13 protein-coding genes are annotated in these 15,132 nt (G+C 32.5%); 7 read left to right on the forward strand and 6 right to left on the reverse strand.

Going from position 1 to position 15,132, the window contains the following annotated elements:
* Window positions 1–238 precede the first annotated feature (238 nt).
* From H6622_16715 to H6622_16725, 3 genes are all read left to right on the forward strand, one after another.
* Window positions 239–1,984, forward strand: coding sequence for a hypothetical protein (locus tag H6622_16715; GenBank protein MCB9063169.1), 1,746 nt, complete (start codon window positions 239–241; stop codon window positions 1,982–1,984).
* 92 nt (window positions 1,985–2,076) lie between these two features.
* On the forward strand, window positions 2,077–2,466 hold the full coding sequence (locus H6622_16720) for a DUF302 domain-containing protein (GenBank protein MCB9063170.1): 390 nt from the start codon (window positions 2,077–2,079) through the stop codon (window positions 2,464–2,466).
* 115 nt (window positions 2,467–2,581) lie between these two features.
* Entirely contained in the window at window positions 2,582–3,253 is a 672-nt protein-coding gene (locus tag H6622_16725) for an RDD family protein (protein MCB9063171.1), read from the forward strand.
* Here H6622_16725 and H6622_16730 read toward each other — a convergent pair.
* On the reverse strand, window positions 3,250–4,119 hold the full coding sequence (locus H6622_16730; GenBank protein ID MCB9063172.1) for an alpha/beta fold hydrolase: 870 nt from the start codon (window positions 4,117–4,119) through the stop codon (window positions 3,250–3,252). The genes H6622_16725 and H6622_16730 overlap by 4 nt on opposite strands.
* 611 nt (window positions 4,120–4,730) lie before the next feature.
* Window positions 4,731–6,500, reverse strand: a complete 1,770-nt coding sequence (aspS, locus tag H6622_16735; GenBank protein MCB9063173.1) for an aspartate--tRNA ligase — start codon at window positions 6,498–6,500, stop codon at window positions 4,731–4,733.
* A gap of 63 nt (window positions 6,501–6,563) precedes the next feature.
* Between aspS and H6622_16740 the strand changes: the two genes are divergently transcribed.
* Complete coding sequence (locus H6622_16740; protein MCB9063174.1) at window positions 6,564–7,037, forward strand: DUF192 domain-containing protein; 474 nt, start codon at window positions 6,564–6,566, stop codon at window positions 7,035–7,037.
* On the opposite strand, the gene H6622_16745 is transcribed toward H6622_16740, so the two are convergent.
* The 3 genes from H6622_16745 to H6622_16755 form a co-directional block, all read right to left on the reverse strand.
* Entirely contained in the window at window positions 7,034–7,819 is a 786-nt protein-coding gene (locus H6622_16745; protein MCB9063175.1) for a hypothetical protein, read from the reverse strand. The two genes, H6622_16740 and H6622_16745, sit on opposite strands and share 4 nt — an antisense overlap.
* A gap of 121 nt (window positions 7,820–7,940) precedes the next feature.
* Window positions 7,941–8,804 (reverse strand): hypothetical protein, encoded by an 864-nt coding sequence (locus tag H6622_16750; protein MCB9063176.1) that lies wholly within the window; start codon window positions 8,802–8,804, stop codon window positions 7,941–7,943.
* Between the two features lie 104 nt (window positions 8,805–8,908).
* Window positions 8,909–9,850 (reverse strand): YihY/virulence factor BrkB family protein, encoded by a 942-nt coding sequence (locus H6622_16755; protein MCB9063177.1) that lies wholly within the window; start codon window positions 9,848–9,850, stop codon window positions 8,909–8,911.
* A gap of 47 nt (window positions 9,851–9,897) precedes the next feature.
* On the opposite strand from H6622_16755, the gene pip reads away from it, so the two are divergent.
* Entirely contained in the window at window positions 9,898–10,836 is a 939-nt protein-coding gene (gene pip / locus H6622_16760) for a prolyl aminopeptidase (GenBank protein MCB9063178.1), read from the forward strand.
* A gap of 134 nt (window positions 10,837–10,970) precedes the next feature.
* Entirely contained in the window at window positions 10,971–13,802 is a 2,832-nt protein-coding gene (locus tag H6622_16765) for an insulinase family protein (protein ID MCB9063179.1), read from the forward strand.
* On the opposite strand, the gene H6622_16770 is transcribed toward H6622_16765, so the two are convergent.
* On the reverse strand, window positions 13,780–14,043 hold the full coding sequence (locus H6622_16770; GenBank protein MCB9063180.1) for a hypothetical protein: 264 nt from the start codon (window positions 14,041–14,043) through the stop codon (window positions 13,780–13,782). The genes H6622_16765 and H6622_16770 overlap by 23 nt on opposite strands.
* A 98-nt stretch (window positions 14,044–14,141) precedes the next feature.
* On the opposite strand from H6622_16770, the gene H6622_16775 reads away from it, so the two are divergent.
* Entirely contained in the window at window positions 14,142–15,098 is a 957-nt protein-coding gene (locus tag H6622_16775; protein ID MCB9063181.1) for a hypothetical protein, read from the forward strand.
* Window positions 15,099–15,132: the final 34 nt, after the last annotated feature.

Consider the following 15,132-nt stretch of genomic DNA (forward strand, 5'->3'; position numbering starts at 1 on the left):
AAGAAATGACTCGTTTAATAGGCAGTACAGATACACTAAAACAAAAATAAATAATTCAAAGAAGATTTTTTAATTTAAAAGGAAAAAAATACATCTTTATAACTATTGGTAAATACATTGAGGTTCAATGAGAATCTCGCTCAACTTTAAGTAAAATTAGGACGATCAGACATCTGTAATCAATACTTCACTAATTATTGGTTATTTGCAAGACAAAGAGTTTGATACAATATTGATTATGAAACATTTAATTTTGTTTTTAGCATTCATTCTAATTAGTTGTGGTAAGTCATCTATCAAAGTGAACCTATTTTCTGATTTTGACAATTTTATAAATGTTGGATCACTATCAAGTATTTCTGTAAGTGCACAAAGAAGCTGGAGTGCTGTTGGACAAGAAAATCAAATTACTATTTCTACCTTAGATCAATTTGGAAGGTTGTTTCATGACTCAGGTATAGCTTTTACGACCAACCTTACTGGCGGAACAAGTAAAGGTCATCTCAGTGTTATTACAGACGTTGGAGATGGGACTTATACAATGATTTACACGGGTGAAGTTATTGGAACTTCAGTTAATCTTGAAGTAAGTGTAAATGGTACAAGCATTTCAAATCATGATGTTAACTTAACTGTAAAAGAAGCTCGATTAGCTTTTACTGGAAAATCTTCGATGATTATTGCACCGAATTTTAGAGCGTTTAATGAAATAGATGGTGGATTTACACTTGAAGGTAATTGTGATGTCGAGGCAGGTGAAGTTAAAATTTCAGGATTCATAACAAATACAGGAGATCTACTCACTCCATGTAATTCGGCAGGTGGTGGTACTTTTTCTATATTTATAAACTATTCTACAACTGAACCTCATTTTGGAAATTCTGCTAATCAGGTAATAAGTATTGTGTATGCTACTCAGGATACCGCGATACAAACATATACAACTCTCTACAAATTTCAAAGCTCATCTCCACCACAATATTTAACAAATACAGCACAATTACAATCTATTACCTGTAATGATTCAAACGTATTTTATATACTGGCAAATGATGTTGATGTACAAAGTGATACTTCACTAAGTACAAATAACTGGACACCAATTTGTGCAACAGTAACAGATAGTTTCCAAGGTTTGTTTGACGGTGGAGGTCACACTATTTCAAATGTTCACAATCGAGTAGGTGGAGGTAATCGTGGTCTGTTTGCCTCTACATCATCAGCATTTATATCAAATTTAAATATAGAAAGTATAAATATCGATGGTGATCTAAACGTTGGTGGACTAATTGGTAATGCATCCAGTGATTGTAGTGTGTATTATGTCAAAATCACAAGTGGATATATTTCAAGTTCTAGTGGAAATCTAGGGGGGCTAGTTGGATACAGAACTGATATAATTTACGGTTCAAGTTTTGAAGGAACTGTTTACTCTAATTATAAAAACAAAGTCGGCGGAATTGTAGGATATGCCTGGGGTAGTAGAATTTACAAATCAAAATCAAGTGGATCTTTAGCTGGAGGTAATTGGGCCGGAGGAATTGTTGGTGATGATCCCAACTTTGTAATTGAGTGTTCAAGTAACATGGCCATAAATGGAACTGATTATTTGGGAGGACTTGTTGGTAGAGCACTAGGTGGAACAATACGAAACTCCTATTTTACAGGGGCCGTCATTGGGTTTAATTATATTGGAGGACTTGCAGGACAAATTTTAAGCACTCCAATAAATTCTTATTCATCTTCCTTTATTATTGTAAAAACCTCCAATGGAGGTCAATTGTGGGGAAGTATTATGATAGAACCTGATGGATCAGAATCAACCTACTATAATAATTCTATTAATTGTGATGGTTGCGACATTTTTTATCCTTCCATGGAAAAAACAGATACCGAGCTAAAATCTAGAGACACATTTGCAAACTGGAATTTCAATTCTATCTACAACATAGATGAAGGGGTATCATTTCCTTATCATCAATAATAATATTTCTCATTTTTCTCTTGCACTCAAAAATTTGACCGACATGGAGTCATTTGATAAATTTTAACAGTCATTCTAGAAAGGAGAATATTTTGAGCTATTGTTTTACTAAAGTATTAAATTGTAGTTTTGAAGAAGCACGAGAAAAAGTCACACAACAACTTAAAGAAGAAGGTTTTGGTATTTTAACAGAAATCAACGTTCAAGCGACTCTAAAAAAGAAGCTAGATGTTGATTTTTATCGATATGAGATTCTTGGAGCTTGTAATCCTCAGATGGCCTATCAGGCCTTACAAGCGGAGGATAAAATTGGAACAATGTTACCTTGCAATGTTATCCTCCAACAAAAACAAGAAAATGCTGGTATTGAAGTTTCTGCAGTAGATCCAATGGCATCTATGGCCGCAATTCAAAATCCTTCTTTAGGAGATATTGCTGGAGAAGTTCAAGCAAAACTTAAACGTGTAATAGATTTATTGTAATATGACTGATTTCAGATTTTTTTAGTATTTTACTTATAATATATTGGAATTACTATTTTTTTTATCCTTAGGCCCTAGCAAAATCTGTCCGAATAGGTACTAGTTGAGGGCCAGAATGGACAAATTAAAGAGAACTAAAAAACAAATAAAAAAAATATTAAGCAAAAGAATTTCTGCATTTATAATTGATTTATACGCCATCTCAATCATCTCAAAGTTACTTATTATTAACTACTTTGATTTTATGAATAACATTTTTTTTATTACTCCAAACTCACATCAAATTAAAGCGGCCTTATCTTTGAGCTCTTTAAATTTTACAATGATGTTAATCGTTGGGCTCTCTTATTTTACAGGTTTTTTGTATTTCAACCATGGTCAAACACCTGGAAAATTGATTTTTCAATTACGCACATTTAGAACTGATGGGCCAGAATTATCATTTTTTCAATGTCTTTTAAGAACTGTGAGTTACTTTTTTAGCTACATGTCCGCTTTTGCTTTTATTTTTGCGTGGCCTACTTTTTTATCTAAAAACAATAGAGGTATTCCATGTATGATTTCAAATACATTTACAGATATTGAAAATTATTTTGAAGAAGTTGAAAAGTTAACTCAGTCTAGTAAAGTCAATGTGATTGATTTTCCTGTAGCAAATTTTATTTCATATCAATCTGCAGAAGGTTTGATATTAAATTCAAAAACAACGACTACTGAGGTTAAGCAAGATAATGTAATTTACCTTCCATACGTACCTACTGAAGATGAGAAAGACAAAGCGGCCTAAATCTCAAGCAAAAATCTATTAATTAAATTCACGAATTCTTTTTGATTTTCAAAATGTGGGTAATGGGCCGATTTATCAACCAATAGTATATTTTCATTAACTTTACTTTCCATAATTTTATCATATTTCCCGTTAATCCATATTTTTGGTGATGGAATGTGTTCAAAATCGATAGTTAGATTTGAAAATCGACTATAAAGATCTTTTCGAACTGTTTTAAAGACGAAATCATTGATTGGTGAATTAATTTCAGTTTGCAACTTAAAAACTCGATCTCGCACAATTTGATTGTACCAATAAAAATCATTTCGTTTTGGATTTTGATTAAAGTATGGCACAAGTTTTTCTGTAAGATTCCAAATTTCAGAAAGTTCTAAAAATTGTAATTCCTCTATTTTGGGGGTTTCAATTTCCGGAAATTCTCTATTCAAATATTCAATGTCTAGTATTAAGTTATTTATTCTTGGAGTTAAAATTGACTGAGACGTTGATAAGAAAATTGAACCTAAATTCGTTTTGATTTTTTTTATAAAGTCGTTAAGAACTTTTGCACCATAACTATGTCCCAAAATGACATTAATAAATATATTTTGGTCTTTAAGAAATGATATCAAATTGTTTAAATCATCAATATTTTCATTATGTGTTACTGTGGATACACATTTTGATCTCCCACAACCTCTTTGATCATATAAAACTAAATTAGCATTCAGTTCTTGAAATAAACTATATTGTTCTATCATTTGTTCAAGTATAGCACAATTGAGTCCTGGCCCTCCATGTATCCAGAGAAGATTAGGATAAGATTTATTTTTAACAAAAGTGGATATATATAAACTTTGATGTTCTAATATAGATTTTTTCATGAGTATTACAAATTACACCTTTTTAACATTCAATTTCTCAAAGAAGAATTAACCACAAGTTAATATTAACAAAGTGGACAGAATATTCAAAGGCAGCTTTATTATCAGAAAATAAATCTTTACGAGTTAAGTAACGAAATTATTATTTCTTTCATTTTTGATTTATTTTTTAACTTCTCCATTTATCGTATTGAATTGTGATATTAAACGCAAATAGCAAGTTTAGTTTTATATCTGTTTGATCATCAGATTGCCCGAAGCACAATAATTTTTTGGAGCATATACACATTATTTTCAGAGTTTATTTTTTTAAAGTCCCCAATATTAAGATTGGAGAAAAAAATCTCATATATCTATCTAGATTTTTAAGAAAGTTCGAATTTTAATTAGAGAAAATCGCAAAATTCACCACTAAAATAATCTACTTAAAAAATGAGCACAGTGTCAACTTTCGACCTTTTTTCCTATGATGAAAACACAATTTTGAAAATAAATAATATTATGGAGACTAAAATAAATAAACTCCCCCCAACCATGCATGACCAGTCAAAATTAATCAAGTTCATCGAAATGAATAAAAATAAAATGAGATAATATTGAGAATTATCTCATTACTTAATCCACTTAAAATTAAGCTCCTTAATCTGTGGTTCAGATGGACGAGACGGTGCATCCGACATTAAATCTGTCGCAGAGGTTGTCTTTGGAAAAGCGATGACGTCTCTGATATTATTTGTTCCTACAAGTATCATCGTAACACGGTCGAGTCCAAGTGCAATTCCTCCATGAGGAGGTGTACCGTATCTTAGGGCCTCTATAAAAAAACCAAACTGATGTTGTACCTCTTCTTCGGTCATTCCAAGCAGCTCAAACATTCTTCTTTGTACACCTTGATCAAATATTCTTAAGGAGCCGCCACCAATTTCATGGCCATTACAAACAATATCATATGCCTCAGCATTGAGCTTTTTTATTTCTTCAGTACTACCATTTAAAAAGACATCCAGTTTATCTCTCTTTGGCATAGTGAAAGGATGATGTTTTGCAAAGAATCTTTTTTCTCCCTCATCCCACTCGAAAAGAGGAAAATCATTGACCCATAAAAATTTGTAACCTTCACAATGAAGTTTATATTTGTCACCAATATTTCGTCTTAAAGCATCTGCACAGTCATGTACGACTTGTTCATTTTTATCAGCAAAAAAGAGCCATGTTCCTTGATTATCTTTTCCTTCAATTCTTAGTGACTCAATTTTTTTATAGAGTTCATCGTCAATAAATTTTGAAATCCCACCACTTCTTTGTCCATTTTCTACTTTAAAAAAAGCAACTCCTTTGCCTCCAAATGGTGTCACAATATCCTTAAATGAATCAGTATCTTTTCTTGAAAAGTTAGCAATTTCAGCAGGAACAAAAAATGTTTTAATCAGACCACCTTGCTTGGCAACCTCATTAAATGTTGAAAAGCTAGATTCTTCAAAAAAAGCAGTCACATTGCGATGCTCTAGTCCAAATCTGATATCTGGCTTATCTGAACCATATCTATCCATTGCTTCAGCATAACTCATGACCGGAACTTCAAAATTCTCATCAAGACTATATACTTTCTTTACGATTGCAGTGGTTATATTTTTAATATATTCCTGAGTACAAAATGATACTTCAATATCGACTTGAGTAAACTCTGGCTGTCTATCGGCCCTTAAATCTTCATCTCTAAAACACTTAGTGATTTGAAAATATTTATCTGTTCCACCAATCATTAAGAGTTGTTTTAATGTTTGTGGAGATTGTGGAAGTGCATAGACGTGTCCCGGATGGACACGACTAGGAACAAGGTAATCTCTTGCACCTTCAGGAGTTGATTTATAAAGAATTGGTGTTTCTACTTCAATAAAATCTTGTGCTCTAAGAGTTTGTCTAATTGCAAATGTTGCATCAGCTCTTTTTCTGAGAATATCTTGTAACTTTTGTGCTCTAAGATTTAAATATCTATATTTTAGCTTTAAATCTTCAGTGGCCTCTATTTTACCTGTAGGTAAAAATGGCAAATTGTCTTTATCCGACAAGGATAAGATATTTAACTCGTTCACTTCAATTTCAATTTCACCTGTGGCCATTTGTTTATTCAGTGCACTTTCAGGTCTTTTTCTGACTTTACCCTTGGCCTGTAATACTGACTCAAGTCCTATCTGTCTTCTCTTATCATCAAGATCATTGTGAGAGTATTTGTCAAAACTTAACTGAATAAGTCCATATTTATCCCTTAGATCGATAAAATAGAGGCCACCAAGATTTCTCTCTTTGTTTACCCAACCGGTTAACTCCACAACTTGACCAACATTTTCCGCATTTAATTCCCCACAAGTATGGGTCCTCATTAAACCTTTCATTTCAAAAAACTCCCGTTGTCAAAGATGACCACTTTAGACTATTTTAGTCCTATGCGCAATTTACAAGTTTTTAGCATATTCGTCTTAAAAGGTCTTTTGATAAGTATGCTTTTTTCATCTAAGTTCTTTGCAAATACACTTGAAGGTTACTCAAAGCTAAGACTCAAAATTCAAAATACGACTCTCAACATTTATTTAGCAAAAACGCCACTTCAACATAAAAATGGTCTATCAAATGTAAAAAGGGATGAGCTTGAAAGAAATTCAGGGATGCTTTTTCAAGGCCAAGAAGATAGAGTGCGTCAATTTTGGATGTACCATACATTTTTCCCACTCGATATTATTTTTTTAGATGAAAAATTCAAGATTGTTTATATAGAAAAGAAAATCCCAAATTCTCCCCCAAACAGTAATCAAAAGGTTCCTGAGGCCAGGCCGACGTATTGTAGACATGTACTAGAGATTCCAAGCGACTTGGACCTTGCAAAATTTTTAACTATAGGGATGGAACTTAAATTTTATTAATGCTCACCTGCAAACATAATAAGGTACTCATTTTGTGCAATAAATCCTAAATGATCACGAACAATTTTTTTCTGGTAGGTCTCATCGGTTGTGATTTTTTCAATTTCAGTAGTTATGATTAAATTGTCATCTTCAATACTTTTATAGACATTATCCCTTTGTAAAATAACACCTTTCTTTTTGTAGTAGTCTATTACTCCTCGGTCAGCAAACACTAGCCTAAAAAAAACAAAGGTACAGAAAAGCCAACCTGCTATAACCAGTTTTTCTATCCACTTTTCAGGTATTACATTTTTTGAATTTTTTTTAGTTATATAAACAGGACTCGCTGGCGCCTTTTTGCCTTTGCGAATTTCTCCAGCAAATTCAATTTCTCCTACTCTACCTACAGTTTTTCTAATATTATCAGCGACTTTGGAGAATCGATCAAAAAAACTTTTTTTGGGAATAGTTTTTTCAAGCATTGGCCTTTGAAAATTACTTTTAAATTGCGATCGTGTTCCTGGAAAAGAAGTTCTATGCGGCCTTATGGAATCATTTACTTTTGGAGGTAGTTTTGATTGATGAAGTTGACGAGTAGAAGTTCTATGTGAATTAAATCTCATCGTTTTTTCAGTCAAATCTTGTGGCAATGGAGGAGGGGCAACTGGTGGCCTAGAGGGAGGAATGTTTTCCGTCCTACTGCGTTTAAGTTGTTTAGCTCTATTTCTTTCTATGGCCTTTCTCAATCTCTCACTGGAAATGGATTGGCCCACTTGTTGTTCTGTAGAATAGTTTTGCAAAATTTACTTCCTGTAAAAGAAAAACATCCTGTTATTCTCATTGTAAATGCTTTCTAAATTTTTTTCAAATAGATATAGAAACTACTGAACGCATTGCGCAATTCATAATTAATCATTTTTACTATTTAGTCTTAAATCTGTGTATAGAATCACTTACTAGTTCTTGGATATCAATCCAAAAAGTTCTTGAAAAAGAAAGGGATCTTAGATAGTCGAAAAACTGCATATAGTCTTTCCCATACTGACTTTCAATTCCTTCGAGATTGTATTCACCTGCAATAAATACATTTCTAATTCCTTCAATGAGATTGTCTTGTGTATTTGATTCTAAAAGCAGGGTTTTTTCATCACAACTAAAACGAGCTAAAGTTGAAACATGATTAAGAAAGTCATAAAATTTTTTAAATATTTCAATGGCCTTTTGTGGGCCACCAAGAGGACCTAGTTTTAAAAACTGGTCTTCACGTTGAACACCATGTGAAGTAAAAAAAATATGGACTCCACTTTTTTTGGCATTCATCCACCAACTAAAACCAGGGTCACTGATATTGCAAACCATATCTTCCATGTAGGGAAAACGTTTATTAAGCATATTTTGTTCGATGGCCCTGGCCTGTCTGACAGTTTCTGTTTCAAAATATGAAATACTTTCAAAGTCATTATCAGTTTCAATTCTTAGTTTTTTAATAACTTTTTTATCTTCAAAGCTAAGTTTAAGATAGGTTTGATAAATACTGTTTGTGGGTAGACCTCTGACACAAAAAGTTCCGATTCTTTTATCCAATCGATAGACCAGACCTGGCCCATTTGGTATTTGATTTCGATCGTCAACAATTTCGTTATTTTCTAGTTGCAAAAAATTTTGTTCAATTCTGGCCATTGTATTATTGTAATTTTCCGCACTATCAAAAGGATTATGTGAGGGCAGTTCATCGCTTAAGTCAATTGTAGTTTGAGCGAGTTTTGCCAAATCAAAAGAATCCATTCTTTATCCTTCTCAAGATGCTTTTTCCGTAAAGCATTGATTTGGTTTTAAATTATTTGTTGCACTTTATTAAGCTAAAGTACATCTATTATTCTATAAACTTGTTATAAATTTGGCAATGACTTCTTGGAACCAATATTGTTGATATCACCTTTTAGTTTTACTCCTAAAACTTGGCAAATAGTTGCACCAAAAAAGAAAAGTGCCATAGAAACAAATATCCACATCAAACCGACTATAAATGTATAGTAATCCCCATAATTTTCGATTAATCCATTCCGTACATATTTAAAATAAATCCAAAAAAGGTTTTTTGATAAGAAGATGCTGACAATAAAAAAAAAGGCTCCAAAAAAAGCTGATTTTGTAGATATATTCCAACTAAAAAACCACTTATAGAGATAGGTAAAATAAGTACTAAAAATGATAAACTTCACAATGGGCGAATACATAAGTGAATCAAAATTAAATTCAAAGATGTATACCATGGGGTCGTGGAGAGATGGAAGATAATCTAGTATAAAATTTACAATTCTTACGTCTTGGAAAAGATTAAAAACGAAATTTAATATTACAGGAATAATATACATGACGACTAGCAAAAGGATAGTACCTAAGAGTATCACAATGCCTTTCAGATGTTTAAAAAAACTTGTATGTGATTTATCATTTGTCATTAAATAAAGACCATTCCAAACAGAGTTAAAAAATGAAACGGCCGTTATCGAAAGTAAAAAAAGATTTATAATCGTATTATTGCCTGTTGATAGTGGAGCAGTAATAATAGTTTTAACTTTTTCAAGAAGATCAGTTGTGGCCATTGGAAAAAAATCTGAAAGGATTTCAAAAAGCTTTATTTGTATAAAGTCTGTTTTACCAACCAATATACCAACTCCACGAATTGTCACAAGAATTAAGGGGACGATTGTCAGAATGAAATAAAATGTTGAGGAAGCTGCTAATGTGCCACCCTTTTTACGTCCAAAAAGCCGAATTGACATCCATATTAGTTGAACATATTTATTTTGAAGTATATTTTTTATCACTTTAATATTTTAAGTGACATTTTATAATTAGCAACAAGGAATTCAATATGTCTCTGTATCCAGCAATAGAACCTTACAATTGTGAATTTTTAAAAGTAAGTGATATTCACACTGTCTATTTTGAAGAGTGCGGAAATCCGCTTGGAGTTCCAGTGGTATTTTTGCATGGTGGCCCCGGTGGAGGTATACAAGTTGATTATAGACAGTACTTTAATCCAAATAAGTATCGCGTCATACTTTTTGACCAAAGAGGATGTGGAAAAAGCACTCCTTTTGCTGAGTTAAGAGAAAATACCACTTGGGATTTAGTAGAGGATATTGAAAAAATTCGAAAATATCTGAAAATTGATAAATGGGCCGTCTTTGGTGGTAGTTGGGGTTCTACCCTTTCTTTAACTTATGCCATAACTTATCCAGATAAGTGTTTGGCCCTTTTCCTAAGGGGTATTTTTCTTTTGAGAAAAAAAGAGATTGATTGGTTTTATCAAGAGGGAGCTTCTCGTATATTTCCAGATGCTTGGGAAAAATATCTAGGGCCAATTCCAATTGATAAAAGAAATCAATTACTAGAAGCTTATCATGAAATTCTAACTGGCAATGATGAGGATCTCAAGCTCACAGCAGCTAAAGCGTGGTCAGTTTGGGAAGGAAGTACGAGTAAGTTAATACCATCTTCGAAGTTAATAGAACAAAATGGGGCCGATGATTTTGCAATCGCATTTGCGAGAATTGAATGTCATTATTTTAAAAACAAGGGTTTTTTTGAAGATGAGAATTTTATTTTTCAAAATTTGGATAAAATTCGTCATATTCCAGCAGTCATTGTTCAAGGAAGATATGATGTGGTTTGTCCGGCAGAAACTGCCTGGGAGCTTCACAGGCAATGGCCAGAAGCACAATTTGTCATGATAGACGACGCTGGGCATTCACTATCAGAAAAAGGTATTCAGGTTGCTATGGTTAAGGCCACAGATGAATTTTTCTAGAAATCAATCTTTTGGTATACTGTCGCTATAATTTTTATGAGGAGTTCATTTTGAAATTAAGTATTAAATTATTCACCCTTCTCCTTTTCATGTTTCCCTTTTTGATTAGTTGTCAAAAAGTCAATTCTCACAAAATGGAACAAAGTAAAGACTTTCCAGATATGTACACAATGACTTTGAGAAATGGATTGAAAGTTGTTTTTTATAAAAACACGATGAAGCCCGAGTTTTATGCTGAAATTCTAGTTAATTCAGGTTCGAAGGAAGATCCATTGGATGCGACTGGTTTGGCCCACTATTTAGAGCATTTGTTGTTTAAAGGGAACAGGTTTATTGGAACTACAAATTGGACAGAGGAATCTAAACACTACAATAAGGTAGTTGAATTGTATGATCAGAGACAAAAAGAAAAAGATGAACAAAAAAGAATGGAAATTGACAAGGAGATTGATAAACATTCAGTGGCCGCGGCCAAGTATGCAATTCTCAATGAAATATCTGAAGTATACAAAAAAATGGGTGGACATGGTTTAAACGCAAGTACTTCAAAAGATAGAACAAATTATTTTCTCACATTACCTAAAAACAAATTAGAGCAATGGGCCTATATTGAATCAGAGAGGTTGAAAAATCCAGTTTTCCGACTTTTTCAATGGGAGCTTGAAATTGTTTTTGAAGAAAAGAATCGTGCTTTAGACAATGCATTTAGACAAATGTTAAAAGCATCAATGGATGAAATTTTCCAAGATCATCCATATTCTAACACTACACTTGGAACTTCTGAGCATTTAAAAAACCCGAGAATATCTAAGGTTCAAGAATATTTTGATAAGTATTATGTCCCCAATAACACCTCAATTATTATTACGGGAGATTTGAACCCTTCTGAAGTAGAAAATGTAGTAAATAAGTATTTTACTAATTGGAAGTATAAAAAGATCCCTTTCAAACAGTATCCAAAAGTAAGACCTCCAAAATCTCGAATTTATAAGGAAATTTTTCACCAATCAGAACCTACGGTGTTTATGTCTTATCTCATTCCAGGGGCAACGGACGACGATGCTGAGGCCCTTACAGTTTTAGATATGATTTTAGACAATGCTCAGGCAGGGTTATTGAATTTAAATTTGAATTTAAATCAGAAATTGAAGTCAGCAAGTTCTTTTCCTTTTGTCTTTAAGGATTATGGTATCCAATTTTTATATGGAACACCTAAACAGGGTCAAAGTTTAGAAGAAGTAGAGCAATTATTGCGTGATCAAATTGCCAAGGTCGTAACAGGTGATTTTGATGAATCTTTAATCTCAGCGATTATAAATGACTTCAAAAAGAAAGAGGCACAAAAGTTAGAAGACAATGAAACGCTAGCAACTCCTATTAGAAATGCTTTGATGTATGAGAAGGATCCAGAATATGGTTTGAAGTTTCTCGACAGGATTTCAAAAGTGACTAAAAAAGATGTCATTCGAGTAGCAAAAAAGTATTTTCTTGGGGGTTATGTCAGTGTGTTTAAGAAAACGGGACAACCCAATATAGCAAAATTTTCAAAACCTGAAATTACTCCTTTGAATTTTCTTGAAACTCAGCCTTCAGAATTTAAGAAAGCAGTTGATAAGCTCCCAACGATTGAAGTGGGCCCTACATTTATTTCTTATGATAAAGACATAACCATTAAAGATCTCAATGCGAAAACAAAAATATATCAAGTTAAAAATCCTCTAAATAATGTCGCTGATATTCAATTTATTTATCATTATGGTTCTCACCTTGATCGTAAAATTTGCACATATATTAATGCACTTGAATATGCAAATGCAGGGACGATTGAACCAACTGACTTTAACAAAAGACTATATTCACTAGGGCTAAATCATTCAATAACCTGTGATAAAAAATATATTATAGTTTCACTTTCGGGATTAGAAGAAAATCTGGGAATAGGACTTTCTCTATTAAAGGACCTTATTCTCAGACCATCAATAGATGATAAAAAATTTCTTTTTCATATCGAGAAAATTATCAAAGATCGAATTGAAATGCTTAAAGAGCCGAAATTTCTTTTCTCTGGTTTAGAAGAAAAAATATTAAATGGTGAAAAATCTGATTTTTTAAGAGAGCTTAGTAATGCAGAGTTGAAGACTCTCACTTCTAAAGATCTACCTGCGATGATTGCAAAAATTAAAGATGCTAAATCAGAAATTCTTTTTACAGGAAAACAAAGTTTGGAAGAAGTAAAAAAACTCTTAATTGCTCAATATTTCGAACAAGACCTGACGACTCCAACCTATCCAGAGTATTTGCCCCAAAAGTATATCAATCCTAAAAAACCCATTATCTACGCTCTAGATAAAAAAGATATGAAACAATCTCATGTCGGAATACTTTTTGGAAGTGACATTGTAAGTCCAGATGATTTTGTTCGCAAAAGAGACGATCAAATTTTTACCCTTTATTTTGGTTCAGGAATGTCCTCGATCGTCTTTCAAGAAATAAGAGAAAAAAGATCTTTAGGATATGTAGCTATGACTTATGTTGAAGAAGGACAGAATAAAGGCGAACAGAATCTTCTGACTGGTTTTATAGGTACTCAATCTGATAAAACAAATGATGCAGTTAGAGCTTTTCAAGAGCTAATTCAAAATATTCCATGGGAAAAAGATCGTTTTGATTCGTCTTTGCACGGGATGAGCAATCAAATTAAAACGAAAACAATTAGTTTTCGTGAATTAGCTTTTAATGTGAGAAACTGGTCACAGCTTGACTATGTTTTTGATCCGAGACAAAAAGTTTATGAGATCATTAATAAATTAAGTTTTGAAAATTTCACTGATTTTGCTAAAAAGAATTACCAGGTTAACAATATCACTTATTATATTGTGGGAGATTTACAAAAATCAAATATAGAGGAACTTTCAAAAAACTATGAAGTAAAAAAATTAAGTATCAAGGATCTCTTTCATTTTTAGTTTCACGAGAGTAGCCTAATTCTTTGGCCCGTTTGAAATAATGACGGGCCTTCTGTGTTTGCCCATTTTCTTCATAAATGAGACCAGTCACATAACATCCAGGAGCATTTTGCTCATTTATACAGGTCCATTCATGAATTTCAAGTTTATATATAAAATAAAGTGCAGTAAGCACGCTGAGGGATGATAGAAATATCAATAAGTTATTTCGTATTTTTTTTCTGTTAACTTTACTTTCCATACCTGCCTGGCCTTATATTTGTGAAATACTTATGTTAAAATACTTCCAATATATATTATAACAATGAAAGAAAAGAAACTTCATAAAAAAGGACTTTTATGATCAGAATGAGAACAGGATTGTTACTTTTATTAGTCTCTTATTCAAAAATTATTTATTCAGCAAATTATGGATTACCGCTTGGACCTGGGCCTGAGGAGATAGCTCAAAGAATTGAGCTTTTGAAATTAGCACCAAATCCGGTCATTAACGAATATTATGTTGAAGATGAGGAAGATGAATACTTTGAAATTTCAGGAAACTATACAAGCATTGATCCTACAACTTTTCAAGAATTTGTTACAAATTTCTATTTTTATAAAACAAAGATACCTGGTATTAGACCAGCTGTTATTATGGCCCCGACGATTCACGGGATAACGTTATATGAAAAATCTTTTGCTCGTTTTTTAGCTAAAAATGGTTTGCATGTTATTATTTCAGATGTGCCGGATAGAATTTCAGATGTAGACAGACATACTGACGATATAGATAATTTTTTAATCCGTTCTACTTTATCCCTAATGCATTCGTTTGAACTGCTTCAAAACTTCGGAAATGTTGATAAGTCTAAAATAAATGCTTTTGGATCCAGTTTAGGTGGTATTAGGGTTTCATTATTTGCAGGAATTGAGCAAAGGTTAAATGGTATTATTACGGTCGTGGCCGGTGGCCATATCGCAGAAATATTGGCATCAAGTCAACAAAAGATAATAAATAGATATAGAGACTTTCGTATGGAGGCCGAAGAGTTTGAATCAGATTTAGACTTTTTTAAAAAATTACAAAAATCTATTAAATATGATCCTCTATACTTTGCCGATAGAGTTCCAAAAAATAAGTTAGTAATGTTTATGTCTAGAGAAGATCAGGATGTTCCTTCTCCCACACAATTTAAGCTCTGGAAATATTTTCATGGCCCAAAATCCTATATCTTTTCAGGAGGACATAAGACGGCGATTTTAAGATCTTATTTTTACAAATCCAAGATACTTGACTTATTATATCGCTTTTAAGCAAGAGATTCTTTCCCTGGCGATTTTGGCCTAA

The organism is Halobacteriovoraceae bacterium, assembly GCA_020635115.1.
Taxonomy (GTDB): domain Bacteria; phylum Bdellovibrionota; class Bacteriovoracia; order Bacteriovoracales; family Bacteriovoracaceae; genus JACKAK01.